The 25,728-nt window shown below is 71.3% G+C and carries 18 protein-coding genes; 12 read left to right on the top strand and 6 right to left on the bottom strand.

All coding sequences use genetic code 11. From position 1 onward, the window contains the following. Nucleotides 1–16: 16 nt before the first annotated feature. The gene (locus tag ACWC2T_RS16360) at nucleotides 17–1,351 is read right to left on the bottom strand and encodes a CAP domain-containing protein (RefSeq protein WP_450671024.1); all 1,335 of its coding nucleotides are present in this window, start codon (nucleotides 1,349–1,351) and stop codon (nucleotides 17–19) included. A 182-nt stretch (nucleotides 1,352–1,533) separates the two neighbouring features. Between ACWC2T_RS16360 and ACWC2T_RS16355 the strand changes: the two genes are divergently transcribed. The 4 genes from ACWC2T_RS16355 to ACWC2T_RS16340 all read left to right on the top strand — a co-directional run bounded on the left by ACWC2T_RS16355 (nucleotide 1,534) and on the right by ACWC2T_RS16340 (nucleotide 7,923). Further along, on the top strand, nucleotides 1,534–1,815 hold the full coding sequence (locus tag ACWC2T_RS16355) for an acylphosphatase (protein WP_351216313.1): 282 nt from the start codon (nucleotides 1,534–1,536) through the stop codon (nucleotides 1,813–1,815). A gap of 381 nt (nucleotides 1,816–2,196) precedes the next feature. Then, nucleotides 2,197–2,400 carry a hypothetical protein gene (locus ACWC2T_RS16350; RefSeq protein ID WP_031167290.1) on the top strand — a complete coding sequence of 68 codons (204 nt, stop codon included), beginning with the start codon at nucleotides 2,197–2,199 and terminating at the stop codon, nucleotides 2,398–2,400. Between the two features lie 247 nt (nucleotides 2,401–2,647). Continuing rightward, complete coding sequence (locus ACWC2T_RS16345; protein ID WP_450671023.1) at nucleotides 2,648–6,301, top strand: AAA family ATPase; 3,654 nt, start codon at nucleotides 2,648–2,650, stop codon at nucleotides 6,299–6,301. Between the two features lie 203 nt (nucleotides 6,302–6,504). After that, nucleotides 6,505–7,923, top strand: a complete 1,419-nt coding sequence (locus tag ACWC2T_RS16340; protein WP_450671022.1) for a sugar porter family MFS transporter — start codon at nucleotides 6,505–6,507, stop codon at nucleotides 7,921–7,923. 118 nt (nucleotides 7,924–8,041) lie between these two features. Here ACWC2T_RS16340 and ACWC2T_RS16335 read toward each other — a convergent pair whose 3' ends face one another. From ACWC2T_RS16335 to ACWC2T_RS16325, 3 genes are read right to left on the bottom strand one after another with little or no spacing between them, the layout of a single operon-like run. Then, the gene (locus ACWC2T_RS16335; RefSeq protein ID WP_450671021.1) at nucleotides 8,042–8,206 is read right to left on the bottom strand and encodes a hypothetical protein; all 165 of its coding nucleotides are present in this window, start codon (nucleotides 8,204–8,206) and stop codon (nucleotides 8,042–8,044) included. 53 nt (nucleotides 8,207–8,259) lie between these two features. Next, the gene (locus ACWC2T_RS16330; protein ID WP_450671020.1) at nucleotides 8,260–9,231 is read right to left on the bottom strand and encodes an LLM class flavin-dependent oxidoreductase; all 972 of its coding nucleotides are present in this window, start codon (nucleotides 9,229–9,231) and stop codon (nucleotides 8,260–8,262) included. 54 nt (nucleotides 9,232–9,285) lie between these two features. Continuing rightward, on the bottom strand, nucleotides 9,286–10,746 hold the full coding sequence (locus ACWC2T_RS16325) for a cytosine permease (RefSeq protein WP_450671019.1): 1,461 nt from the start codon (nucleotides 10,744–10,746) through the stop codon (nucleotides 9,286–9,288). 171 nt (nucleotides 10,747–10,917) lie between these two features. Between ACWC2T_RS16325 and ftsY the strand changes: the two genes are divergently transcribed. Continuing rightward, the gene (ftsY, locus tag ACWC2T_RS16320; protein ID WP_450671018.1) at nucleotides 10,918–12,132 is read left to right on the top strand and encodes a signal recognition particle-docking protein FtsY; all 1,215 of its coding nucleotides are present in this window, start codon (nucleotides 10,918–10,920) and stop codon (nucleotides 12,130–12,132) included. Between the two features lie 250 nt (nucleotides 12,133–12,382). Here the strand turns inward: ftsY and ACWC2T_RS16315 are convergent, their stop codons facing one another. Beyond that, nucleotides 12,383–13,039 (bottom strand): bifunctional DNA primase/polymerase, encoded by a 657-nt coding sequence (locus tag ACWC2T_RS16315; RefSeq protein WP_450671017.1) that lies wholly within the window; start codon nucleotides 13,037–13,039, stop codon nucleotides 12,383–12,385. 500 nt (nucleotides 13,040–13,539) lie between these two features. Between ACWC2T_RS16315 and nsdA the strand changes: the two genes are divergently transcribed. The 6 genes from nsdA (at nucleotide 13,540) to ftsH (ending at nucleotide 23,235) form a co-directional block, all read left to right on the top strand. Next, entirely contained in the window at nucleotides 13,540–15,018 is a 1,479-nt protein-coding gene (gene nsdA, locus ACWC2T_RS16310) for a transcriptional repressor NsdA (protein WP_450671016.1), read from the top strand. Nucleotides 15,019–15,360: 342 nt separating this feature from the next. After that, nucleotides 15,361–16,704, top strand: a complete 1,344-nt coding sequence (locus ACWC2T_RS16305; RefSeq protein ID WP_450671015.1) for an ammonium transporter — start codon at nucleotides 15,361–15,363, stop codon at nucleotides 16,702–16,704. Continuing rightward, nucleotides 16,701–17,039: a P-II family nitrogen regulator gene (locus ACWC2T_RS16300; protein WP_403960290.1), complete on the top strand. Its 339-nt coding sequence runs from the start codon at nucleotides 16,701–16,703 to the stop codon at nucleotides 17,037–17,039. The genes ACWC2T_RS16305 and ACWC2T_RS16300 overlap by 4 nt, the downstream gene beginning before the upstream one ends. 29 nt (nucleotides 17,040–17,068) lie before the next feature. Continuing rightward, entirely contained in the window at nucleotides 17,069–19,510 is a 2,442-nt protein-coding gene (locus ACWC2T_RS16295; protein WP_450671014.1) for a [protein-PII] uridylyltransferase, read from the top strand. Nucleotides 19,511–19,634: 124 nt separating this feature from the next. Next, nucleotides 19,635–21,185: a signal recognition particle protein gene (gene ffh / locus ACWC2T_RS16290; RefSeq protein WP_450671013.1), complete on the top strand. Its 1,551-nt coding sequence runs from the start codon at nucleotides 19,635–19,637 to the stop codon at nucleotides 21,183–21,185. 109 nt (nucleotides 21,186–21,294) lie between these two features. Further along, complete coding sequence (gene ftsH, locus ACWC2T_RS16285) at nucleotides 21,295–23,235, top strand: ATP-dependent zinc metalloprotease FtsH (RefSeq protein ID WP_450671012.1); 1,941 nt, start codon at nucleotides 21,295–21,297, stop codon at nucleotides 23,233–23,235. Between the two features lie 285 nt (nucleotides 23,236–23,520). Here ftsH and ACWC2T_RS16280 read toward each other — a convergent pair whose 3' ends face one another. Further along, a complete protein-coding gene (locus ACWC2T_RS16280; protein WP_450671011.1) occupies nucleotides 23,521–24,552 on the bottom strand; it encodes an SAM-dependent methyltransferase in 1,032 nt (343 codons plus the stop codon). 523 nt (nucleotides 24,553–25,075) lie between these two features. On the opposite strand from ACWC2T_RS16280, the gene ACWC2T_RS16275 reads away from it, so the two are divergent. Continuing rightward, nucleotides 25,076–25,672, top strand: a complete 597-nt coding sequence (locus ACWC2T_RS16275; RefSeq protein ID WP_450671010.1) for a hypothetical protein — start codon at nucleotides 25,076–25,078, stop codon at nucleotides 25,670–25,672. Nucleotides 25,673–25,728: the final 56 nt, after the last annotated feature.

Genomic DNA, 25,728 nt, shown 5'->3' with positions numbered 1-25,728 from the left:
GCTGCGCCGAGTGGGCTCAGTACCCGAAGTCCTGCGTCCACCAGGGCCCGCCCGGGCCGAAGTGGACGCCGACGCCCAGGGTCTTGAAGTCGCAGTTCAGGATGTTGGCGCGGTGGCCGGGGCTGTCCATCCAGGCCTGCATCACGGCCGCCGCGTCGGCCTGGCCGCGGGCGATGTTCTCGCCGCCGAGGCCGGTGATCCCGGCCGCAGCGGCCCGGTCCCACGGCGTCCTGCCGTCCGGGTCGGTGTGGTCGAAGAAGTCCCGTGCCGCCATGTCGTCGCTGAACGACCCGGCCAGCCTGGTCAGCGAGGAGTTCGCGGTCAGCGCGCTGCACCCGACCTTCGCCCGCTCCTCGTTGACGAGCCTGAGCACCTCCGCCTCCGCCGCGGCCGTGTCCGTCTTCGACACCGCCGCCGGTGCGGAACCCGCCTTCGGCGCCTTGGACGCCGTACCCGACGGGACCGCCGTCGACGGGGCGGACGGCGTCGCCTGCGGCGTCGGCGTCCCGGTCGCCGTCTTCGACGCGGTGGGCGTGGGGGAGGCCGACGCGGACGCCGACCGGGAGGCGGAGGCCGACGGACTCTGGGCGGACGGGCTCGGGGACTCGGCGGGCCCGGAGGCCGGACCGGCGCCGCCCTTGGAATCGTCGGCACTGCCCGAGGCGCCGCCCTGCTCGGCGGCCGTGTTGCTCGGCGCGGGCACCGCCTGCAGCCGCGCATCGCCGGTGGTGTGCGTGTCGCCGCCGAGCCGGTAGTTCTGCAGACCCGGCACCACGCCGGTGGCCACCGCGGCCGTACCGAGGGCCACGGCCGCGGACACCCCGAGCAGGCCCGTGCGCACCGGCCGCGCGCCCTTCCTGCGGCGCCGGTGACCGGAGGAGAGGTTGTCGGCCGGGGTGAAGCCACCGCCCCCGGAGCCGCCCGGGCCGTCGTGCTCCGCCGCGAACAGGTAGGCGTGCGCCCTGGCGGTCGCCTCGGCGTAGGCCATCGGCTGCAGACCGGTCGCCGGGGTGTGGAACTCCGGGTTCAGATACGGCGCGATGCCCCGCGGCGCCTGTTCGCGCCGGACGATCTCCGTCCGCCCGCGCCGGACGATCTCACCCGGGTACGAGTCCCGCCGGGCCTCGGCCGCGTACGACTCCTGCCAGGCCTCCGCCGCGTACGACTCCTGCCGGGCGCCACCCTGGTACGGGTCCTGCCAGGCCTCACCCGCGAACGAGTTCTGCCAGGCCTCACCCGCGAACGAGTCCAGCGGGGTGCCGCTCCCGGTGACGGAGTGCTGGGTGTGGGTGCCCCCCGTGGCGCGGCCCGTGGCGGAGCGGCCGGCGGCGGAGCGTCGGTGGCGTCCCATGTCCTTGCCCTCTTCCTCGTCCTCGCGGTGGGCCGGCGCCTGCGCGGCCGGTGGCTTCCCATGGCCAACCCGACTCACTCGATCGAGTGAGTTTCATATGAGATGCATGGGGTCGGGACGCTACCGCATGCCGTCTGCGAGCGATGTGAACCGAGCGACACCGGCCAGGTTAGGTTGCACCCATGAGCGAAGATGTACGACTGGTCGCCTGGGTGCGTGGACGCGTGCAGGGTGTGGGTTTTCGCTGGTTCACGCGTGCCAAGGCGCTGGAGATCGGCGGCCTGAGTGGTTTTGCTCTCAATTTGGCCGACGGCCGCGTCCAGGTCGTCGCGGAGGGCCCGCGCGAGGACTGCGAGGGACTGCTGGACTGGCTCCAGGGCGACGACACGCCCGGACACGTGGACGGAGTCACCGAGATCTGGGACACACCCCGCGGCGGCTACGACGGCTTCGCCATCCGCTGAGCCGATTCTGTAAAGGCGCGCAGGCCGGCGCACCGGGAGCTGCCGGGGGCACATGCATACCGCAGAAACGACCTGGTGGTTGCCAAGAACGGGCCGGCATGGCAGGCTCCCCAGGAACAGCTGATCGCCACGCCCTGAGGGCCCCGGAAGACTCGCTGCGCCGCCGCTTTTCCGGCCGCGCGCCCCGGTTTGCCCGCCAATACAGGGCGTGATCGTGTTGACCGTCAAACTTTTTGGTGAGACGCTGAAAGCCCCGCGCACCTTAGCTGTTTGGCATGGAGCAGCACTAGAGCAACACCCGAATGTGCCAAGCACCGCGGGTGCTATCCCTCACGACCCACACCGCATCGGTCGGTCACTCATTGTGGAGGACCATCCATCATGGCAAAGGCGCTTCTCGGTTACGTCGGCGGCTCCGACCCTCGACTCCTCGCCGAGATGCGACGGCTGCAGCAGCGCGTCCAGGACCTGGAGTCCGAGCTCGTACGGATCCAGGCGGAGAACGAAGCGCTGTCGGCTGCCGCCTCTCAGGACAGGATCATGGAGAGCATCGACGCACACCAGGCGGAGCCTGCGCTCACCTGATCACTGCATCAGCTCCACAACAAGCAGTCGCAGTGGTTGGGCTGCCCGTATCAACCGCTCAGTCCATGAGGACGACCGCAACCCGGTCGTCAGAGTTGCAAGGGACGCTTCGGCGTCCCTTCTTTCTTCCCCCGCGCATCCTTTCACCCTCTTTAACGTACGGTGTGCCCTGCATGTTCATTGGCGAAACCGCGCGGTTGCGAGGGTTCATGGAGTGAGATAGCGGCGCCCGGTAGAGTCCAGCGGCGTGCACCTCAAGGCCCTGACCCTCCGCGGGTTCAAGTCGTTCGCCTCGGCGACCACACTCCGGTTCGAGCCGGGGATCACGTGTGTCGTCGGCCCGAACGGCTCGGGCAAGTCCAACGTCGTGGACGCGCTCAGCTGGGTCATGGGCGAACAGGGCGCCAAGTCGCTGCGCGGCGGCAAGATGGAGGACGTCATCTTCGCCGGCACCACCGGCCGCCCCCCGCTGGGCCGCGCCGAGGTGTCCCTGACCATCGACAACTCCGACGGCGCCCTGCCCATCGAGTACGCCGAGGTCACCATCACGCGGATCATGTTCCGCAACGGCGGCAGCGAGTACCAGATCAACGGCGACACCTGCCGCCTCCTGGACATCCAGGAACTCCTCTCCGACTCCGGCATCGGCCGCGAGATGCACGTCATCGTCGGCCAGGGCCAGCTCGACTCCGTCCTGCACGCCGACCCCATGGGCCGCCGCGCCTTCATCGAGGAGGCGGCCGGCGTCCTCAAGCACCGCAAGCGCAAGGAGAAGGCCCTGCGCAAGCTGGACGCGATGCAGGCCAACCTCGCGCGCGTGCAGGACCTGACGGACGAACTGCGCCGCCAGCTCAAGCCCCTGGGCCGCCAGGCGGCGGTGGCGCGCAGGGCGGCCGTGATCCAGGCGGATCTCAGGGACGCGCGGTTGCGGCTGCTGGCCGACGACCTGGTACGCCTGCGCGAGGCGCTCAAGGCCGAGATCGCGGACGAGGCGGCCCTGAAGGAACGCAAGGAGGCCGCCGAGCAGGAGCTGAAGAAGGCCCTGCACCGCGAGGCCCTCCTGGAGGACGAGGTACGGCAGCTCACGCCGCGCCTCCAGCGCGCCCAGCAGACCTGGTACGAGCTGTCCCAGCTGGCCGAGCGCGTCCGCGGCACCGTCTCGCTCGCCGACGCGCGCGTGACGAGCGCCACCTCCGCCCCGCCCGAGGAACGCCGGGGCCGTGACCCCGAGGACATGGAGCGCGAGGCCGCCCGCATCCGCGAGCAGGAGGCCGAGCTGGAGGCCGCCCTGGAGGCGGCCCAGCGCGCCCTGGACGACACCGTCGCCCACCGCGCCGAGCTGGAGCGGGAGCTGGCCGCGGAGGAGCGCCGGCTGAAGGACGTCGCCCGCGCCATCGCCGACCGCAGGGAGGGCCTGGCCCGCCTGTCCGGCCAGGTCAACGCGGCCCGCTCCCGTGCGGCCTCGGCGCAGGCCGAGATCGACCGCCTGGCCATGGCCCGCGACGAGGCCCAGGAACGCGCGGTGCGCGCCCAGGAGGAGTACGAGGCCCTGAAGGCCGAGGTGGACGGCCTCGACGCGGACGACGCGGACCTGGCCGAACAGCACGAGGCCGGCAAGCGCCGGCTCGCCGAGGCCGAGGCCGCCCTGAGCGCGGCCCGCGAGGCGGCCACCGCGGCGGAGAGGAGCCGCGCGGCGACCCAGGCCCGCCATGAGGCGCTGGCACTGGGTCTTCGCCGCAAGGACGGCAGCGGGATACTGCTCGGTGCCCGGGACCGCCTCACCGGAGTCCTGGGCCCGGCGGCGGAACTGCTGACGATCACGCCGGGGTATGAGGTTCCGCTGGCAGCGGCCTTCGGCGCGGCGGCGGACGCGATCGCCGTGGCGAACCCCGCAGCGGCGGCAGAGGCCATCAGACTCCTGCGCAAGCAGGACGGAGGCAGGGCCGCGCTGCTGCTGGCGGGAGCAGCTGAGGCGCCCCGAAGGGGCGCGGGGCAGTATCAACATGCGGCTCCGCCGCGGGGCGCGACCAGCCACGATGAACCCGCAGACACCGAACTCCCCGTCACCGCCCCTCCCGCGGAGCGCCCCGCACCCACCGGTGGGCGCATTGCCGCCGACCTGGTTCGTGGCCCTGCCGAGCTGATGCCCGCCGTCCGCCGCCTCCTGCAAGGATTCGTCGTCGTCGGCACCCTCGAGGACGCCGAGGACCTCGTCTACGCGCACCCGGAACTCACCGCCGTCACCGCCGACGGCGACCTCCTCGGCTCCCACTTCGCCCACGGCGGCTCGGCCGGCGCCCCCAGCCTGCTGGAGGTGCAGGCATCCGTCGACGAGGCGGCGGCCGAGCTGGCCGAGCTGGCGGTGCGGTGCGAGGAGCTGGCCGAGGAGCAGCGGGCGGCGGCGGAACGGCGTACCCAGGCCGCCGCCCTGGTGGAGGAGCTGGGGGAGCGGCGCCGGGCGGCGGACCGGGAGAAGTCGGCCGTCGCCCAGCAGCTCGGCCGGCTCGCCGGACAGGCGCGGGGCGCCGCCGGCGAGGCCGAGCGGTCCGCCGCGGCCGCCGCACGCGCGCAGGAGGCGCTGGAGAAGGCCGTACAGGAGGCCGAGGAGCTGGCCGAGCGGCTCGCGGTGGCCGAGGAGATGCCGGTCGAGGAGGAGCCGGACACCTCGGTACGCGACCGGCTCGCCGCCGACGGCGCCAACGCCCGGCAGACCGAGATGGAGGCCCGCCTCCAGGTCCGTACCCACGAGGAGCGGGTCAAGGGGCTCGCCGGGCGGGCCGACTCGCTCGACCGGGCCGCCCGCGCGGAACGCGAGGCACGCGCGCGTGCCGAGCAGCGCCGCGCCCGGCTGCGGCACGAGGCGGCCGTGGCCCAGGCCGTCGCCTCCGGCGCCCGGCAGCTGCTCGCGCACATCGAGGTGTCCCTCGCCCGCGCCGAGCAGGAACGCACCGCCGCCGAGGCCGCCAAGGCGCAGCGCGAGCAGGAGCTGACCGCCGCGCGCACCGCCGGACGCGAACTGAAGGCCGAACTGGACAAGTTGACGGATTCGGTGCACCGCGGCGAGGTGCTCGGCGCCGAGAAGCGGCTGCGGATAGAGCAGCTGGAGTCCAAGGCGCTGGAGGAGCTGGGGGTCGAACCGGAGGGGCTGGTGGCCGAGTACGGCCCGCACCAGCCCGTGCCGCCCTCGCCCCCTGCCGAGGGTGAGGTGCTGCCGGAGGATCCGGAACACCCGCGTAACCAGCCGAGGCCCTTCCACCGCGCCGAGCAGGAGCGCCGGCTCAAGGCCGCCGAGCGGGCGTACCAGCAGCTCGGCAAGGTCAACCCGCTGGCCCTGGAGGAGTTCGCGGCGCTGGAGGAGCGGCACAAGTTCCTCAGCGAGCAGCTGGAGGACCTGAAGAAGACCCGCGCCGACCTGCTGCAGGTGGTCAAGGAGGTCGACGAGCGCGTCGAGCAGGTCTTCACCGAGGCCTACCGGGACACCGCCCGCGAGTTCGAGGGCGTGTTCAGCAGGCTGTTCCCCGGTGGCGAGGGCCGTCTGGTGCTGACCGATCCCGACAACATGCTCACCACGGGTGTGGACGTCGAGGCGCGTCCGCCGGGCAAGAAGGTCAAGCGGCTGTCCCTGCTCTCCGGCGGCGAGCGCTCGCTGACCGCCGTGGCGCTGCTGGTGTCGATCTTCAAGGCCCGGCCGAGCCCGTTCTACGTCATGGACGAGGTCGAGGCGGCGCTGGACGACACCAACCTCCAGCGGCTGATCCGGATCATGCAGGAGCTTCAGGAGGCCTCGCAGCTGATCGTGATCACGCACCAGAAGCGCACGATGGAGGTCGCCGACGCGCTCTACGGCGTGTCGATGCAGGGTGACGGCGTCTCCAAGGTCATTTCCCAGCGCCTTCGTTAGCGCGCCCATTCAAGATCAACTGACCATGTGTTCAAGAAGTGAACGCATGGTGATCGGGCATATCGAAAAACTCACAGGGGTTGAAGTATTGACTTCGAAACTTGAAGGCATAGTCTCTGCAACGTTGCTTTTACCTTCAGGTCTCACCTGTAAGGGCTCGCCCCCCCCACGCGGCAGCGCTGCCGCGGCCCGAGGAGATTCACGTGACCAGCACAGCGCAGGCACCTCAGACAGGAGCCAGAACGGCCCACCCCGACCATCTCGGGCACGTCATCTTCATCGCGGCGGCCGCCGCCATGGGCGGTTTCCTCTTCGGTTACGACAGCTCCGTGATCAACGGCGCGGTCGAGGCCATCCGCACCAAGTACGACATCGGATCCGCGGCCCTCGCCCAGGTCATCGCGGTCGCCCTGATCGGCTGTGCCGTCGGCGCCGCGACCGCCGGCCGCATAGCCGACCGGATCGGCCGTATCCGCGTCATGCAGATCGCGGCGGCCCTCTTCGTCGTCAGCGCTGTCGGCTCCGCGCTTCCGTTCTCCCTGTGGGACTTCGCCTTCTGGCGCATCGTCGGCGGCTTCGCCATCGGCATGGCCTCCGTCATCGGCCCGGCCTACATCGCCGAGGTCGCCCCGCCCGCCTACCGCGGCCGGCTCGGCTCCTTCCAGCAGGCCGCGATCGTCGTCGGCATCGCCGTCTCCCAGTTGGTCAACTGGGGCCTGCTCAACGCCGCCGGCGGCAACCAGCGCGGTCACCTGATGGGCCTGGAGGCCTGGCAGGTCATGCTCGGCGTCATGGTCGTCCCGGCCGTCCTCTACGGCATGCTGTCCTTCGCGATCCCGGAGTCCCCGCGCTTCCTGCTCTCCGTGGGCCGGCGTGAGCGCGCCAAGGAGATCCTCGCCGAGGTCGAGGGCACGGACGTCGACCTGGACGCGCGCGTCGCCGAGATCGAGCACGCGATGAAGAGCGAGCACAAGTCCGCCTTCAAGGACCTGCTCGGCGGCGGCTTCTTCTTCAAGCCGATCGTCTGGATCGGCATCGGCCTGTCGGTCTTCCAGCAGTTCGTCGGCATCAACGTCGCGTTCTACTACTCCTCGACGCTGTGGCAGTCGGTCGGCGTCAACCCGACGGACTCGTTCTTCTACTCCTTCACGACGTCGATCATCAACATCATCGGCACCGTGATCGCGATGATCTTCGTGGACCGCGTCGGCCGCAAGCCGCTCGCGCTCATCGGCTCGGTCGGTATGGCCGTCGGCCTGGCGCTGGAGGCCTGGGCGTTCTCGTACCACCTCGTCGACGGCAAGCTCCCGGCCGCCCAGGGCTGGACCGCCCTGATCGCCGCCCACCTGTTCGTCCTCTTCTTCGCCCTGTCGTGGGGTGTGGTGGTCTGGGTCTTCCTCGGCGAGATGTTCCCGAACAAGATCCGCGCCGCCGCCCTGGGCGTCGCCGCCTCGGCGCAGTGGATCGCCAACTGGGCCATCACCGCGAGCTTCCCGTCGCTGGCCGACTGGAACCTCTCCGGCACCTACATCATCTACACGGCCTTCGCCGCGCTCTCGATCCCGTTCGTCCTGAAGTTCGTCAAGGAGACGAAGGGCAAGGCGCTGGAGGAGATGGGCTGACCAGCCCCCGTGAACTCGGGGAGAAGGGCCAAGTCCCCGCTGCCCTCCTCCTCGTACCGTCCGCCGCCCCCGGCCCGGCCACTGCCCGGACCGGGGGCGGCGGTGTCGTACGCGCGGGTCACCAGATGAGAACGCGGGCGCCGAGCCGCCGGGCCCGTAGCGTCGCCGCCTCGATGTTGTCCAGGCGGCTGTCGATCCCGTACGGATGCTCCCCGGGCGCCGCGCAGATCATGTCCAGGTGCGTGTGCAACGCGCGGACGACCACATCCACACTCAGGCTCACCGTCCCAGTGGAGCACTGCCGGACCCGCCCGGACCACCGGATATCGCCACAGGTCAGTCGCCCAGTGCCGGAATCACCCGCTCCGCGAACAGCCTGAGGCTCCGCCACCCCTCCTCCACCGGCATCCCGCCCACCAGCGGATGCAGTACGAGGCTGTCGGCGCCCAGCGTCACGCACTCCTCCGGGGTGAGGACGCGGTACACGCCCTCCGCGCGGAGCTCCCCCACCGTCGTGGCCGCCGACTTCACCGCCGACCGGATCTGCCCCGACTGCCAGGAGGCGTAGGTCCGCGCCTCGTGCAGGAAGTGCTCGCCGTACACCGCCCACGCCCGGTCAGGGTCCTCGGCGATGTGCAGCAGGGGAGTCTCGGCCGCAGGCATCATGACCCAGCCCTCGGTGCCGTACTCGGCGAGCTGTTCCTTGTAGTACGACTCCAGCTCGGGCAGATGCGCGCTCGGGAAGAACGGCAGGCCGAGCCGGGCGGCCCGGCGGGCGGCGGCCCTGGAGGAGCCGCCGACCAGCAGGAGGGGGTGCGGGTCGGTGTACGGGCGCGGGGTCAGCCGTACCGTGCGGCCCCGGTACTCGAACTCTTCGCCGGACCACGCCTTCAGCAGGGTCTCCAGCAGCTCGTCCTGGAGCCGGCCCCGGCGTTTCCACTCCACGTCGAACAGGGCGTACTCCTCGGGCCGGTAGCCGATCCCGGCCACCGTCACCAGCCGCCCGCCGCTCAGCAGGTCCAGTACGGCGATCTCCTCGGCCAGCCGCAACGGGTCGTGCAGCGGGCCGATCACCGCCGACACGGTCACCGCGATCCGGCGGGTCGCCCCGAACACCGCGCCCGCGAAGGCGAACGGCGACGGCAGCCAGTTGTTCTCGGCGCCGTGGTGCTCCTCGGTCTGCACGGTGCTGATCCCGTGCTCGTCCGCGTACGCGGCCATCTCCAGGGCGGCCCGGTAGCGGGCGGAGAGGGCGGCAGGGGAGGAGCCGGGAGCGACGAGGTTGAAACGGACGACCGTGACGGGCATGGGAAGTCCCCCTCCGGTGCGATGCGGTGGAGGGGGACGGTAGCTGACGCAGCGTCAGATGGCCATGGCGTCGACGGTCGCGCGCTCCTCGGCCGGCTCGGCGGCCTCCGTCGGTTTCGTCACCGCCGGCTTCGGCAGCGCCAGGTACAGCAGGCCCGAGATCACGATCGTGGCGACCCAGCCGAGGCCGTACTCGCCGATGACGTTGTTCTTCGCGAGCGGGCCGGTGAACCAGTCCGAGGTCGTGAACATCAGGCCCGACACCAGGCCGATCGCCCAGGCGGCCACGGCCGCGGGGGAGAAGCCGCCCTTGTACCAGTAGGCGCTGGCGCGGGTCGTGTCCGTCATGGCGCGGCCGTCGTACTCGGTGCGGCGCAGCATGTCCGCGCCGAAGACGCCGACCCAGGCGGAGAAGGCGACCGCGAGCAGCGACAGGAAGGCGATGAACGAGCCCATGAAGCTCGTCGCCACCAGCATCAGCACCCCGCCGAAGACCAGCGAGATCACGGCGTTCACCGAGACCGCCCAGTGCCGCGGCACCTTGAAGCCCAGGGTCTGCGCGGTGAAGCCCGCCGAGTACATCGACATCGAGTTGATCAGCAGCATGCCGATCAGCGCGATGAACAGGTACGGCACCGCGATCCACGTCGGCAGGATCTCGCCGAGGAACGACACCGGGTCGGTCGCCGAGGCCAGGTCCGGCGTGGACACCGCCATCACCGCGCCCATCAGAACCATGGGCAGCACGACGATGCCGGCACCGCCCACCGCCGTACCGACGATCGCCTTCGAGGACGCCGTGCGCGGCAGGTAGCGGGTGAAGTCCGGCGCCGTCGGGATCCAGCTGACGCCGCCCGCCGCGATCATGCCGATACCGGTGATCACCGCGGCCGTGGAGCCGCCGCCGTGGTGCAGCACCTTCGACCAGTTCGTGTTCGCCACCAGGTAGACCAGGACCAGCACCGAGAAGACGCCGAAGAAATAGGTGGCGTACTTGTTGCACTTCTGCACGGCGTTGATGCCGAGCCCGGAGATCGCGAAGGTCGCGACGACGAAGACCAGCAGCATCACCATGTCCAGCACGCTGTTCGCCTTGATGCCGAACAGGATCTTCACGATGGTGAGCATCGCGTAGGCGCCGGTGACCGCGTTGATCGTCTCCCAGCCCCAGCGCGCGACCCAGATCAGCGAACCGGGCAGCAGATTGCCGCGCTGGCCGAAGACCGCGCGCGAGAGCGCCATGCCGGGTGCGCCACCGCGCTTGCCCGCGATGCCGATCAGACCGACCAGGCCGTACGACACGACCGGCGCCGCCACCGCGACGACGAGCGCCTGCCAGATGTTCAGGTGGTACGCCACGACGAGGCTCGCGCCCATCGTCAGCAGCAGCACGCTGATGTTGGCGCCGACCCAGGTGGGGAACAGCTCGCGGGTCTTCGCGGTGCGCTCGTGATCCGGGACCTGCTCGATCCCTCGGGTCTCGAGAGCGCCTTCGGTCTCGACGGTTTTGCTCATGAAAAAGGGGCACCAGACGTGGGGGGACGGGGACGGTGGGGACTCTACGCGCGTCAACAGAGTCGCCACCATCGTACTTTGCTCCGAGTCCTAGTAATAAGTGGCCTTTGTCTCTCGGAGGAAGCCACAAACAGGCTCCCGCCGTAAGCCATGGCTGATACTGGAGCCGTTATGGAAACCGTCATCCTTGCTGTAGTCATCGCCGTGGTCGTGCTCGCGGCACTCGGCGGGCTGGTGGTGGGCACCCGGCGCAAGAAGCCGCTGCCTCCGCCGCCCCCGAAGACGCCCGACATCACCGCGCCCCCGGTCGAGCCGCACATCGGCGAAGAGGCCGAGACGCCGCGCGAAGAACCGCGCCGGACCATCGAGGAGGTGGATCTCCCCGGCGGCCCCGCACCGGTCGCCGTGGAGGAGCCGCCTGCCGTCCCCACCCTTGAAAAGGCGCCCGAGCTCGAGATCCCGGAGCCCACCGCCGGGCGGCTGGTCCGCCTGCGCGCCCGCCTGTCCCGCTCCCAGAACGCCCTCGGCAAGGGCCTGCTCACGCTGCTCTCGCGCGAGCACCTGGACGACGAGACCTGGGAGGAGATCGAGGACACCCTGCTCACCGCCGACGTCGGCGTGCAGCCCACCCAGGAGCTGGTCGAGAGCCTGCGCGAGCGCGTGAAGGTGCTCGGCACGCGTACCCCTCAGGAGCTGCGCGGCCTGCTGCGCGAGGAGCTGCTCAAGCTGGTCGGCACCGAGGTCGACCGCACGGTCAAGACCGAGCCCGAGGACCGCAAGCCCGGCATCGTCATGGTCGTCGGTGTCAACGGCACCGGGAAGACCACCACCACCGGCAAGCTCGCGCGCGTGCTCGTGGCCGACGGCCGCACCGTCGTGCTCGGCGCCGCCGACACCTTCCGTGCCGCCGCCGCCGACCAGCTGCAGACCTGGGGCGAGCGGGTCGGCGCCTACACCGTGCGCGGCCCGGAGGCCGGCGACCCCGCCTCCGTCGCCTTCGACGCGGTCAAGGAAGGCAAGGAGATGGGGGTCGACGTCGTCCTCATCGACACCGCCGGCCGCCTCCACACCAAAACCGGCCTCATGGACGAGCTCGGCAAGGTCAAGCGGGTCGTGGAGAAGCACGCGCCGCTCGACGAGGTGCTGCTCGTCCTGGACGCCACCACCGGCCAGAACGGCCTGGTGCAGGCCCGCGTCTTCGCGGAGGTCGTGGACATCACCGGCATCGTGCTGACCAAGCTGGACGGCACGGCCAAGGGCGGCATCGTCGTCGCGGTCCAGCGTGAGCTGGGCGTGCCGGTCAAGCTGGTCGGACTCGGCGAGGGCGCGGACGATCTGGCGCCGTTCGAGCCGGAGGCGTTCGTGGATGCCCTGATCGGTGACTGAGGGCAGTAACTTCACTATCTGACGGTAGTGAATGTGCCACTCACCGGGCTGCGAGAAGCGCCCGCTCCCAAGGTGCAGTTGGGGACGGGCGCTTCGCCTTGCCTGGGGTGCGTACGACGCGGAACAAGACCACATACCGAAATTGGTGGGTGACCGGTGGTTGCCGCATTCGGCAGCCGGCAAGAAGCGCCCGGCCCCGAGGTGCAGTCGGAGTCGGGCGCTTCGCCTTACCCGGCGTGCGTACGACCGATCACGCCCGCGACCGGTGCGCCACATACGCCAGTGTCCCCAGCAGCAGCCGTGCCGCCGGTGGGCGGGTGGCCGAGTCCAGGGCCGGTGGGCGCAGCCAGCGGGCCGGGCCCAGGCCGCCCCGGTCGGAGGGCGGGGCGGTGATGTGCGTACCGGGGCCGAGGCCGCGCAGGTCCAGGGCCGAGGGGTCGTCCCAGCCCATGCGGTAGAGCAGCCGGGGGAGCTCGGCGGCGGCGCCGGGGGCGACGAGGAAGTGGGCGCGGCCGTCGGGGGTGGCGGTCACCGGGCCGAGGGGGAGTCCCATCCGCTCCAGGCGGGCCAGGGCGCGGCGGCCGGCGGCCTCGGACACCTCGACGACGTCGAACGCCCGGCCCACGACAAGCATCACCGCGGCGCCCGGGAACTCCGACCAGGCCTTGCTCACCTCGTCCAGCGTGGCCCCGGCCGGCACCTGGGGCGCGAAGTCCAGCGGATGCGCGCCCGGCGCCGGGCAGTCGGCGCGCCCGCACGAGCAGACGCCCGCCTGGGCCCGGGCTCCCGGCACCACGTCCCAGCCCCACAGCCCGGTGAACTCGGCGACGGCGGTGCACTCCGACGAACGGCCGCGCCGACGCGCGCCGGAGCGGATCTCGCGAATGCCGCCGATCGTGAAGCCCATGCCCCCTCCAACGGGTCCAGCGCGCCGGTGGTTACGACACGGAACGAGACGGAAGCGGAACGTAATGCTACGGCTCCGCCTTCCCCGATCGATGCGAGGTCAAGGTGGCGCCTTGAGGTGCAGCGGGTGGCGCGTCAGGGTATGCACGCCCCGGTGTGCCTCACTCCGCCCACTTCCAGCCGTCCTATGTCAAGTGAATCGCGGACTGTCGACCGTGAGTTCATTCGAAGGGGTGGCGAATGGTGGCGTTTCCGGGATCCCCGTGGCTGAGCGGGTGATCGTAGGATTACTGTGAGTGTGCGAGTCCGGACGGCATATGCCTGGACGGGTATGCCGGAGGCGAGTCGTCAGCTCGTTCGAAGGGTGAGAACCGGCGGACAAGAGACCGTATTTACCGGCATTCTGATAAGGCTTGGCGCGTGGTGGTCTCCCTCCGGGGCGACCGAGGTCGCAGCGACGACAAAGCGACGACAAGTGGTCTCAGGGATGGGGGCGTTCCAGTGAGCGGCAACGGCGGTAGCGGAGCGAACGCTGACAGGCGCCCCAATGAGCTGCTCGGCTCGTGGTTCGTGCGCAGCGGCTGGTCCAAGGGCGAGCTGGCCCGCCAAGTGAACCGCCGGGCCCGCCAGTTGGGTGCCAACCACATCTCCACCGACACCTCGCGCGTACGCCGCTGGCTGGACGGGGAGAACCCGCGCGAGCCGATCCCGCGCATCCTTTCGGAGCTGTTCTCCGAGCGCTTCGGCTGTGTGGTCTCCATCGAGGACCTGGGCCTGCGCGCCGCCCGCCAGTCACCCTCCGCGTCCGGCGTCGACCTGCCCTGGACGGCCCCGCAGACGGTCGCCCTGCTCAGCGAGTTCTCGCGCAGCGACCTGATGCTCGCCCGGCGCGGCTTCCTCGGCACCTCGCTCGCGCTGTCCGCCGGCCCCTCCCTCATCGAGCCCATGCAGCGCTGGCTCGTCCCGAGCCCCGCCGCCCCGGTCCCCGCCGAGCCGGAGCCCGTCCTCGACTCCCGCAGGCCCGGCCGGCTGTCCAAGCCCGAGCTGGACCTGCTGGAGTCCACCACGCGCATGTTCCGGCAGTGGGACGCCCAGTGCGGCGGCGGCCTGCGCCGCAAGGCGGTCGTCGGCCAGCTGCACGAGGTCACCGACCTGCTCCAGGAACCCCAGCCCGAGGCCACCACCCGCAAGCTCTTCAAGGTCGCCGCCGAACTCGCCGAACTGGCCGGCTGGATGTCGTACGACGTCGGGCTCCAGCCCACCGCGCAGAAGTACTTCGTCCTCGCCCTGCACGCGGCCAAGGAGGCCGGCGACAAGCCGCTCGGCTCGTACATCCTCTCCAGCATGAGCCGCCAGATGATCCATCTCGGTCGGCCCGACGACGCCCTGGAGCTGATCCACCTCGCCCAGTACGGCAGCCGCGACTGCGCGAGCCCGCGCACCCAGTCCATGCTGTATGCGATGGAGGCCCGCGCCTACGCCAACATGGGCCAGCCCGGCAAGACCAAGCGCGCGGTCCGCATGGCCGAGGACACCTTCGCCGAGGCGGACGAGTGGGACGAGCCGGATCCCGACTGGATCCGCTTCTTCTCCGAGGCCGAGCTGTACGGCGAGAACTCCCACTCCTTCCGCGACCTCGCCTACGTCGCCGGACGCAGCCCCGCCTACGCCTCCCTCGCCGAGCCGCTGATGCGCAAGGCGGTGGAGAAGTTCTCCGCGGACAGCGAGCACCAGCGGTCGTACGCGCTCAATCTGATCGGCATGGCCACCGTGCACCTGCTCCAGCGCGAGCCCGAGCAGAGCACGGCCTATGCCTCCCAGGCCATGGACATCGCCAAGAAGGTCCGCTCCGAGCGTGTGAACACTCGTATCCGAAAGACGGTCGACACGGCCGTACGGGACTACGGCGATCTCGCCGCCGTGGTCGACCTCACCGATCAGCTCGCCGTCGACCTGCCGGAGACCGCCGAGGCGGTCTGACACACCCGGCTCCCCCGCCCCGGCCGCGGCCGGTCCTCCCGAACTGCCCGACTCGGCTCCCCCACGCCAGGTCATCGGAGAGGCCCGCCGCGGCCGGCCTGTCGCTCCGGCAGGATCACCCGGAGCAGGTTGCGTCACGATAACGATCGACGAGCCGCGAATCCGGCGGTTCATCCAGGCGTAACAAGCAGGGCGCCTTCGTCACCCCGGCGAAACAACGAGGGGCTTCCACCGAAACCGCGCTGCGCCAATCTCATGGCGCATAACCGGCCCACCCCCACACCCGCCGGACCGCTCAGGCACCGCCCGCACGGGGCCGTACCAACCGACGAGGAGACGCCGATGGCACCAGCCATCACGCTTGCCGCGGAGGCACCCAAGCTGTCTGCCGCGAACACAGGCTTCATGCTCATTGCTTCCGCCCTGGTGTTGATCATGACGCCCGGCCTCGCCTTCTTCTACGGGGGCATGGTCCGCGTCAAGAGCACCCTGAACATGCTGATGATGAGCTTCATCAGCATGGGCATCGTCACCATTCTGTGGGTGCTCTACGGCTTCTCCCTCGCCTTCGGCACGAACAACGGCCTCATCGGCTGGGACTCCGACTGGTTCGGCCTGCGCAAGATCGGTCTGACCGAGCTGTGGCCCGGCTACACCATCCCGATCTTCGTGTTCATGGTCTTCCAGATGATGTTCGCGATCATCACCCCGGCTCTGATAAGCGGCGCCCTCGCGGACCGCGTCAAGTTCTCGGCCTGGTCGCTCTTCATCGCCCTGTGGCTCACGCTCGTCTACGTTCCGGTCGCCCACTGGGTCTGGGGTGCCGACGGCTGGGCCTTCAAGCTCGGCGTGATCGACTTCGCGGGTGGTACGGCGGTCCACATCAACGCGGGCGCGGGGGCGCTCGGCGTCATTCTCGTCATCGGCAAGCGCGTCGGCTTCAAGAAGGACCCGATGCGCCCGCACAGCCTCCCGCTGGTCATGCTCGGCGCAGGGCTCCTGTGGTTCGGCTGGTTCGGCTTCAACGCGGGCTCCTGGCTCGGCAACGACGACGGCGTCGGCGCGCTGATGTTCGTCAACACGCAGGTCGCGACGGCCGCCGCCATGCTGGCCTGGCTCGCCTACGAGAAGATCCGGCACGGCGCGTTCACCACGCTGGGCGCTGCCTCCGGCGCGGTCGCCGGTCTGGTCGCGATCACCCCGTCCGGCGGCGCGGTCTCCCCGCTCGGCGCGATCGCCGTCGGCGCCATCGCCGGTGTCGCCTGCGCCGCGGCCGTGGGCCTGAAGTTCAGGTTCGGCTACGACGACTCCCTCGACGTCGTCGGGGTCCACATGGTCGGCGGCATCATCGGCTCCCTGCTGATCGGCTTCTTCGCCACCGGCAAGGGCCAGTCCACCGCCACCGGCGTCTTCTACGGCGACCACTCCTTCACCCAGCTGTGGAAGCAGTGCGCCGGTGTCGGCGCGGTCCTCGCCTACTCGCTGGTCGTCTCCGCGGTCCTCGCCTTCCTGCTCGACAAGACGATCGGCATGCGGGTCACCGAGGACGAGGAGATCTCCGGTATCGACCAGGCGGAGCACGCCGAGACCGCATACGACTTCAGCGGCGCCGGCGGCGGTGTCATCGGCACCGCCGCCCACGCCCCCGCCCTGGCCGGCGCGCAGACCAAGAAGGTGGACGCATGAAGCTCATCACCGCCGTAGTCAAGCCCCACCGGCTGGACGAGATCAAGGAGGCCCTGCAGGCCTTCGGCGTGCACGGCCTGACGGTCACCGAGGCCAGCGGTTACGGTCGTCAGCGGGGCCACACCGAGGTCTACCGCGGTGCCGAGTACACCGTCGACCTGGTCCCCAAGATCCGCATAGAGGTCCTGGCCGAGGACGACGACGCCGAGCAGCTGATCGAGGTCATCGTCAAGGCGGCCCGCACCGGCAAGATCGGTGACGGCAAGGTCTGGTCCCTGCCGGTCGAGGCGGCGGTACGGGTCCGCACCGGCGAGCGCGGCCCGGACGCGCTCTGACCACAACTTCGCAGAACGGGAGTCGCTGGGTGACGGGAACGGACGAGCGGATGGCAGAGGACTCGGGACCCAGCGGCTACGCGGCGGCCCGGCTGCGCCTCCTCACCGAGGGGGCGCGGTCCGGGCCGCCGCGCCGTGCCGCCCTCGCGGAACTGACCGACGACTGGCTCGCCGGACTGTTCGCGGCGGCGGCAGGGGACATCAAGGGCGCCTCCCTGGTCGCCGTCGGCGGCTACGGCCGCGGCGAGCTCTCCCCGCGCAGCGACCTGGACCTCCTGCTGTTGCACGACGGCTCCGACCCGAAGGCGGTCGCCGCCCTGGCCGACCGGCTCTGGTACCCCGTCTGGGACCTCGGCCTCGCCCTCGACCACTCCGTGCGCACCCCGGCGGAGGCCCGCAGGACCGCCGGGGAGGATCTGAAGGTCCACCTCGGCCTCCTGGACGCCCGCCACCTCGCCGGCGACCTCGGCCTCACCACAGGCCTGCGTACGGCCGTCCTCGCCGACTGGCGCAACCAGGCCCCCAAACGCCTCCCCGAACTCCAGGAACTCTGCGCCGAGCGCGCCGAGCGCCAGGGCGAGCTGCAGTACCTGCTGGAGCCCGACCTCAAGGAGGCCCGCGGCGGCCTGAGGGACGCCACCGCGCTGCGCGCCGTGGCCGCCTCCTGGCTCGCGGACGCCCCGCGCGAGGGCCTCGCCGACGCCCGCCGGCGCCTGCTCGACGTACGGGACGCCCTGCATCTGGCGACCGGCCGGGCGACCGACCGTCTGGCCCTGCAGGAGCAGGACCAGGTGGCGGCCGAGCTGGAGCTGCTGGACGCGGACACCCTGCTGCGGCAGGTCTACGAGGCGGCGCGGGTCATCTCGTATGCCAGTGACGTCACCTGGCGCGAGGTGGGGCGCGTGCTACGTGCGCGCGCCGTCCGGCCCCGGCTGCGCGCCATGCTGGGCGGCGGCAAACCCGTCGCGGAACGGTCGCCGCTGGCCGAAGGGGTGGTGGAGCAGGAGGGCGAGGTCGTGCTCGCCCGCGCCGCACGCCCCGAGCGCGATCCCGTGCTCCCCCTGCGTGCCGCGGCCGCCGCCGCGCAGGCCGGCCTCCCGCTCTCCCTGCACGCCGTACGGCGTATGGCCGCCACCGCGCGCCCCCTGCCCACGCCCTGGCCCGCCGAGGCCCGGGAACAGCTGGTCACCCTGCTCGGCTCCGGCCGCCCCACCGTCGACGTCTGGGAGGCCCTGGAGGCGGAGGGCCTGATCAGCCGCCTGCTGCCGGACTGGGAACGGGTCCGCTGCCGCCCGCAGCGCAATGCCGTGCACGTGTGGACGGTCGACCGGCACCTCATCGAGACGGCCGTCCGCGCCTCCGAGCTCACCCGCCGTGTCAGCCGCCCCGACCTGCTCCTGGTCGCCGCCCTGCTGCACGACATCGGCAAGGGCTGGCCCGGCGACCACTCGGTGGCCGGCGGGATCATCGCCAAGGACGTCGCGGCACGGATCGGCTTCGACCGCGCGGACGTGGAGGTGCTGTCCGCCCTGGTCCGCCACCACCTGCTGCTTATCGAGACGGCCACCCGCCGCGACCTCGACGACCCGGCCACGGTCCGCTCGGTCGCCGAGGCGGTCGGCACCCAGAGCACCCTGGAGCTGCTGCACGCCCTGACCGAGGCCGACGCCCTCGCCACCGGCCCCGCGGCCTGGTCCTCCTGGCGCGGCTCCCTCGTCGCCGACCTGGTCCGGCGGGTCTCCGCCGTGCTCGCCGGCGACGCCCCCGAGGAGCCGGAGCCCGCCGCGCCCACCGCCGAGCACGAGCGGCTGGCGATCGAGGCGTACCGCACGGGCGGCCCGGTCCTCGCGCTGCGCGCCCAGACGGAACCGGTCACCGATGAGGAGCCCTCCGGCGAACCCCTCGGCGTGGAGCTGGTCATCGCCGTACCCGACCAGCCCGCCGTCCTGCCCGCCGTCGCCGGTGTCCTCGCCGTGCACCGCCTCACCGTCCGCACGGCGGAACTGCGCACCCTCGGCCTGCCGGACGACGTCGACGACGGCTCGGTGCTGCTGCTCAACTGGCGGGTGGCCGCCGAGTACGGCTCCCTGCCCCAGGCGACCCGGCTGCGCGCCGATCTCGTCCGCGCCCTGGACGGCACCCTGGACATCGCCGGCCGCCTGGCCGAACGGGACGCGGCCTATCCGAGGCGCCGTGGCTGGGTCGCACCGCCGCCGCGGGTGACCGTCGCTCCGGCGGCCTCCCACCACGCCACGGTGATCGAGGTCCGCGCCCAGGACGCCCCGGGCCTGCTGTACCGGATCGGCATGGCCCTGGAGAAGGCGGCGGTGCGGGTGCGCAGCATGCACGTCAGCACGCTGGGCTCCAACGCGGTGGATGCGTTCTACGTCACCACGGGCACGGGGGCGCCGCTGCCGGCCGAGGACGCGGGAACGCTGGCCCGCGTCCTGGAAGAGGCGCTGCGGGCGTGACTCCGCGGCCGTGCCATGTCCCTGCCCGCCCCTTCGAGCGAGCGGGCAGGGACGAATAGGTTGCGGGGCCGGATACCCTGGAGGGCAGCCCGAACCGACTCCGACCTCGAGGACCGACGCCACCGTGTTCGATACCCTCTCCGACCGCCTCAGCGCGACTTTCAAGAATCTCCGCGGCAAGGGGCGCCTCAGCGAGGCGGACATCGACGCCACGGCGCGCGAGATCCGCATCGCGCTCCTCGAAGCGGATGTCGCCCTGCCGGTCGTCCGGACCTTCATCAAGAACGTCAAGGAAAGGGCACTCGGCGCCGAGGTCTCCCGCGCGCTGAACCCGGCCCAGCAGGTGCTGAAGATCGTCAACGACGAGCTCGTCACCATCCTCGGCGGTGAGACCCGGCGCCTGCGCTTCGCCAAGCAGCCGCCCACCGTGATCATGCTGGCGGGTCTGCAGGGTGCCGGTAAGACCACCCTCGCGGGCAAGCTCGGCCGCTGGCTGAAGGAGCAGGGCCATTCGCCGCTGTTGGTCGCCGCCGACCTCCAGCGCCCGAACGCCGTCAACCAGCTGAGCGTCGTCGCCGAGCGCGCCGGCGTCGCCGTCTACGCGCCCGAGCCCGGCAACGGCGTCGGCGACCCGGTGAAGGTCGCCAAGGACTCCATCGACTTCGCGAAGTCCAAGGTCCACGACATCGTGATCGTGGACACCGCCGGCCGCCTCGGTATCGACGCCGAGATGATGCAGCAGGCCGCGGACATCCGCGACGCCGTCTCCCCGGACGAGATCCTGTTCGTGGTCGACGCGATGATCGGTCAGGACGCCGTCAACACGGCCGAGGCCTTCCGCGACGGCGTCGGCTTCGACGGCGTGGTGCTCTCCAAGCTGGACGGCGATGCCCGCGGTGGTGCCGCCCTGTCGATCCGGCAGATCACCGGCAAGCCGATCATGTTCGCATCGAACGGCGAGAAGCTGGACGACTTCGACGCCTTCCACCCGGACCGGATGGCCTCCCGCATCCTCGACATGGGTGACCTGCTCACCCTGATCGAGCAGGCGGAGAAGACCTTCAGCCAGGAAGAGGCCGCCAAGATGGCCTCGAAGCTGGCGTCCAAGAAGGGCCAGGACTTCACCCTGGACGACTTCCTGGCCCAGATGGAACAGGTCCGGAAGATGGGCAGCATCAGCAAGCTGCTCGGCATGCTCCCGGGCATGGGCCAGATCAAGGACCAGATCCAGAACATCGACGAGCGGGACGTCGACCGCACCGCCGCGATCATCAAGTCGATGACGCCGGGCGAGCGCCAGGACCCGACGATCATCAACGGCTCCCGCCGCGCCCGTATCGCCAGGGGTTCCGGCGTCGAGGTCAGCGCGGTGAAGAACCTGGTCGAGCGGTTCTTCGAGGCCCGCAAGATGATGTCCCGCATGGCCCAGGGCGGCGGTATGCCGGGCATGCCGGGGATCCCGGGCATGGGCGGCGGCCCCGGCCGGCAGAAGAAGCAGGCGAAGAAGGCCAAGGGCAAGCAGCGCTCCGGCAACCCGATGAAGCGCAGGCAGCAGGAGCTGGAGGAGGCCCAGCGCCGCGAGGCCGCGGCACAGGGCGGAGGCGCCTTCGGGCTGCCGCAGCAGGGCGGCCAGGACTTCGAGCTGCCGGACGAGTTCAAGAAGTTCATGGGCTGACGCACCGGAAGTCCATGGGCTGAGTCCCGCTCGTACGACTCCGAGGGCGCCCCGGCCGGGGGCGCCCTCAGCGCATGCCGACGTCCGCCAAATGCCTTAACGTCCAGATATGAGCGATGCGGCGCCACCACGCAGGAACCCTGATCAGCCGTGGCGCACCGAGGGCACCCCCGACGAATCGCCCCGACGGCCCGGCGGGGGAAGGCTCCGCGGCGGAAAGTGGTGGGGCCTGCTCGTCACCGCGGTGGTCGTCTTCCTGCTGGCCTATGCCGGGCTGAACTACCTCGGCCGGGGCAACCAGCCGACGATCTCGTACACGGAGTTCAGCAGGCAGGTCACGGCAGGCAACGTCGCCAAGATCTATTCCAAGGGTGACGCGATCCAGGGCCAGCTCAAGAGCGCGCGGGCCAATCCCGAGGGCGGCGGGAAGTACACCCGGTTCACGACACAGCGCCCGGCCTTCGCGAACGACAGGCTCTGGCAGAACCTGAGCAGCCACGGTGTCACGGTGACGGCACGACCGGTCGTGCAGGAGCGCAGCCTGGTGTCCAACGTGCTTTTCTCGCTGATCCCGATCGCCGTCCTGGTCGCGGTGTGGATCTTCTTCTCGCGGCGGATGGGCGCGGGCCTGCCCGGCGCGGGCGGCCTGTTCGGCCGACGGGCGCCGCCCAGACCGGTCGGGCTGCGGCCGGGTACCGAGCGTACGACCTTCGCGGACGTGGCCGGTATCGACGAGGTCAAGGGCGAACTGGACGACGTCGTCGACTTCCTGGAACACCCCGACGTCTACCGGCGCATGGGCGCGAAGCTGCCCCGCGGTGTGCTGCTCGCGGGCCCGCCCGGCACCGGCAAGACGCTGCTCGCACGCGCGGTCGCGGGAGAGGCCGGCGTGCCGTTCTTCTCCGCCTCGGCGTCCGAGTTCATCGAGATGATCGTCGGCGTCGGCGCGTCCCGCGTGCGCGAACTGTTCGCCGAGGCCCGGAAGGTGGCGCCGTCGATCATCTTCATCGACGAGATCGACACCATCGGCCGGGCGCGTGCCGGCGGCGCTTCGATGAGCGGGCACGACGAGCGCGAGCAGACGCTGAACCAGATCCTCACGGAGATGGACGGCTTCTCGGGCGCGGAGGGTGTGATCGTCATCGCCGCCACCAACCGGGCGGACATCCTGGATCCGGCCCTGACCCGTCCGGGCCGCTTCGACCGGGTGGTCAACGTGGCCCCGCCGGACCGCGCCGGCCGCGAGTCGATCCTGCGCATCCACACCCGGGAGATCCCGCTCGCGCCCGACGTCGACCTGGCCCAGCTGGCCCGCGTCACCCCCGGTATGACGGGAGCGGACCTGGCCAATCTCGCCAACGAGGCCGCACTGCTCGCGGTCAAGCGCAAGCAGGAGCAGGTGACGGCGCCGGACCTGTCCGAGGCGCTGGAAAAGGTCCAGCTGGGCGCCGAACGCACGCTCGTGATGCCCGAGGAGGACCGCCGGCGCACCGCGTACCACGAGAGCGGCCACGCCCTGCTGGGCATGCTCCAGCCCGGAGCCGACCCGGTCCGCAAGATCACCATCGTGCCGCGCGGCCGGGCACTCGGGGTGACCATGTCCACGCCCGAGGTGGAGCGGTACGCCCACTCGGAGGAGTACCTGCGCGGCCGCATCATCGGCGCCCTGGGCGGGATGGCGGCGGAGGAGGTCGTCTACGGCGTGGTCACCACGGGCGCGGAGAACGACCTCGAACAGGTCACCAACATCGCGCGCGGCATGGTGGCCCGCTGGGGCATGAGCGAGCGGGTCGGCCGCCTGTCCGCCCTCCCGAGCGATGCCCAGCAGGCCTACGGGCTCTCCGCCGCCCCGCAGACCCTCGACGTGATCGACACGGAGATGCGGCGGATCGTGGACGAGTGCTACGAGGAGGCGTGCCGCAAACTCCGGGACCACCGCGGCCAGTTGGATGCCCTCGCCGAGGCGCTGCTGGAGAACGAGACACTGGAGGAGGCGGACGCGTACCGGGTCGCCGGGATCCCGCGCCTGACCAAGGAGACCGAGGTCTAGGTCCTGTCGTCACATTCCCGCCGTCCGCCCGGAGGGCGGGCCCTGCGCCCGCCGCGATGGGGGTGCCCCCGCGCGAGCCTGTTCGAGCGTGGGGGAGGCTCGTGTATGCCGTAGGTGCGTGCTCTGGGGGTCCCCCCGGCCGAAGGCTGGGGGAGTGTCGGGGCCTGGCCCTCGTACTGGATGTACTTGGGCCCGGTGCGGCGAGTGGGGGCACGTCCCACGCCCTTGAGGCAGTGGGGGAGCGTGCATGGCGTCGCGGGGCAGGCGGGAATTTGACGACAGGGCCTAGGGCACGCGGGCGACGAGGTAGCGGAAGACGTTCGGCATCCACACCGTCCCGTCCGGGCGCCGGTAGGGGTGCAGCGCCTCCGTCAGCTCCTTGTCGACCTGCTTGGCGTCCGTCGCCGCGATCGCCGCGTCGAACAGACCGGTCGACAGCAGCCCCCGTACGGCGCTGTCGACGTCGGCGTACCCGAACGGACAGGCCACCCGCCCCGAGCCGTCCGGCTTCAGCCCCGCCCGCTGGGCGACCTCCTCCAGGTCGTCCCGCAGGGCCGGCCGCCAGCTGCGCGCGCTGCGCAAGGGATCGGCCAGTTTCGTCGCCACCCGCAGCACCGAGGAGGTGGCGCAGCGCTCGGGCGGACCCCAGCCGGCCAGGACCACCGCGGCCCCGCGCGCGGCCAGCGGCAGCGCGTCCGCCAGCAGCTCACCGAGCCCCTCGGAGTCGCCCGCGAGGCACCCGATCGGCTCGAAGACGGTCACCAGGCTGAAGGCGGCGGTCTCCGCCCCGGCCACCTCACGGGGTGAGCCCGCGACGAGCTGCACGGCACGCGCGCGTGGCCCGCCGCCCGCACCGCGCCCCCTGCCGTCGCCGTACGGAGCGCGCCCGGTGCCGCCGCGTACGCCGGACGCGGCGGGCTCGCCGGCGTGGTGGGCACCGGGGCCGCCGGGGAGACCCGGCGCGCCACGGCTGCCGCCATGCTCCCCGGGCCGGCCGAAGACGCTCCCGTCGGCGCCGCGCGAGGCGTCCGGCAGCAGGCGTTCGCGGGCGAGGGCGAGCCGCTCGGGCGAGGCGGCGTCGACACCGGTGACGGCGGCGCCTCTGCCGGCCGCCAGCAGCAGGGCGAGCCCGGCGCCGCAACGCAGCCCCAGCAGCCGGGTGGCAGGCCCCACTTCGAGCCGTTCGTAGACGGCCTCGTAGAGCGGTACCAGCATCCGCTCCTGGATCTCGGACCAGTCACGCGCGCGTGCGCACAGGTCCACGCGGGATGCGGGATCCGCGTGAGGCACGTGCTGCCGCACGAGCGTAGGTGTCATAGGTAAGCGCCCCAATCCGCCGACAGTTCACCGCTGTGCCCGGTTGCGTGGCCCCCGTGCCGTGCGCGGACTTCCCACGTATGTCAGGTAACTCCCGGCTCGCTGCGCCGTCCAGGGGTCGTAGGGCCCCGTTTGGGGTGAGGGCGCGGGTGTGGCGAGATTTCACATCCCGGCAACCTGGATGGCCTTACGGTGTCCGCGCCGGGGGGGGGACCGGCTGGTACCGGGGCGCCGGACAGCGTGGGGTAACGCCTCGCGCGTCACGGACGCTGACCGGAGTGAGGCTTCACGACGAGAGCGGCCGAAACGCCTCTTGACTGGCGTCGACCGCACCCGCAGCAGGGTCTACGCGCAGGGTCGTACGGCGGGCTACGCACCAGCTTGGTATGAGCTGTACGGCTTCTCCGCAGATCAGCGCACCCGCCCTCGTCCGGACGCATCAGCGGCAACTGACGGGTACGTGCAAATTATTTGGGATGCCCCGGAATAGGAACACATTCGAGCTCCCGCTCGTTGTCATTACGTGAGCACGACACAGACACCACCTGTACTCGCCGCAGAGCTGGCACAGGCGTGGGCCGACATTCAGCGGTACCACCCCGAGCTGCCGGACCTTGCCGCGCCAGAGTCCCTGATCGGGGAGTCGTCGTCCGCGTGCGGACACGAGCTCTCCTTCGAACGACTGCTCCATGAGGCAGTCCACGGCATCGCCGCCGCCCGTGGGATCCGCGACACCTCCCGCGCCGGCCGCTACCACAACCGCCGTTTCCTCGCGATCGCCGAGGAACTGGGCCTCGACCACCCCGAGGAGCCGCACCCGAGCAGCGGTTTCTCACTGGTCACGCTCAATCCCGAGGCCAAGCGGCGCTACCGCCCGACCATCGAGCGGCTGCAGCGCGCGCTGAAGGCGCACACGGCGGCGACCACCTCGGACACCACCCGCACCTTCCGCGGCCCGGCCGCCCGGCACGGCTCCTCCGGTGGCGGCGTACGGGTCAAGGCGGTCTGCGACTGCGGCCGCAATGTCCGCGTGGTCCCCTCGGTCCTCGCCCAGGCACCCATCGTCTGCGGCGGCTGCGGCAAGCCGTTCAGGATCCCGGAGGTCGCGGGGGCGGCGTGACCGCGGGCCGCGAAGAACCGGCATCTCGTGGGTGCCGGATCGCGGGGCGGCAACTT

It is taken from the genome of Streptomyces sp. NPDC001393, from assembly GCF_053597455.1.
Note: the sequence above shows the minus strand (reverse complement) of the source record. Positions and strands in the feature narration are given on the sequence as shown.

Excerpts from the sequence above, each read along its gene's own strand:
- ACWC2T_RS16360 (WP_450671024.1), bottom strand. The coding sequence starts at position 1,351 with ATGGGACGCCACCGACGCTCCGCCGCCGGCCGCTCCGCCACGGGCCGC.
- ACWC2T_RS16355 (WP_351216313.1), top strand. The coding sequence starts at position 1,534 with ATGAGCGAAGATGTACGACTGGTCGCCTGGGTGCGTGGACGCGTGCAG.
- ACWC2T_RS16350 (WP_031167290.1), top strand. The coding sequence starts at position 2,197 with ATGGCAAAGGCGCTTCTCGGTTACGTCGGCGGCTCCGACCCTCGACTC.
- ACWC2T_RS16330 (WP_450671020.1), bottom strand. The coding sequence starts at position 9,231 with ATGCCCGTCACGGTCGTCCGTTTCAACCTCGTCGCTCCCGGCTCCTCC.
- ACWC2T_RS16325 (WP_450671019.1), bottom strand. The coding sequence starts at position 10,746 with ATGAGCAAAACCGTCGAGACCGAAGGCGCTCTCGAGACCCGAGGGATC.
- ftsY (WP_450671018.1), top strand. The coding sequence starts at position 10,918 with ATGGAAACCGTCATCCTTGCTGTAGTCATCGCCGTGGTCGTGCTCGCG.
- ACWC2T_RS16315 (WP_450671017.1), bottom strand. The coding sequence starts at position 13,039 with ATGGGCTTCACGATCGGCGGCATTCGCGAGATCCGCTCCGGCGCGCGT.
- ACWC2T_RS16305 (WP_450671015.1), top strand. The coding sequence starts at position 15,361 with ATGGCACCAGCCATCACGCTTGCCGCGGAGGCACCCAAGCTGTCTGCC.
- ACWC2T_RS16300 (WP_403960290.1), top strand. The coding sequence starts at position 16,701 with ATGAAGCTCATCACCGCCGTAGTCAAGCCCCACCGGCTGGACGAGATC.
- ftsH (WP_450671012.1), top strand. The coding sequence starts at position 21,295 with ATGAGCGATGCGGCGCCACCACGCAGGAACCCTGATCAGCCGTGGCGC.
- ACWC2T_RS16280 (WP_450671011.1), bottom strand. The coding sequence starts at position 24,552 with ATGACACCTACGCTCGTGCGGCAGCACGTGCCTCACGCGGATCCCGCA.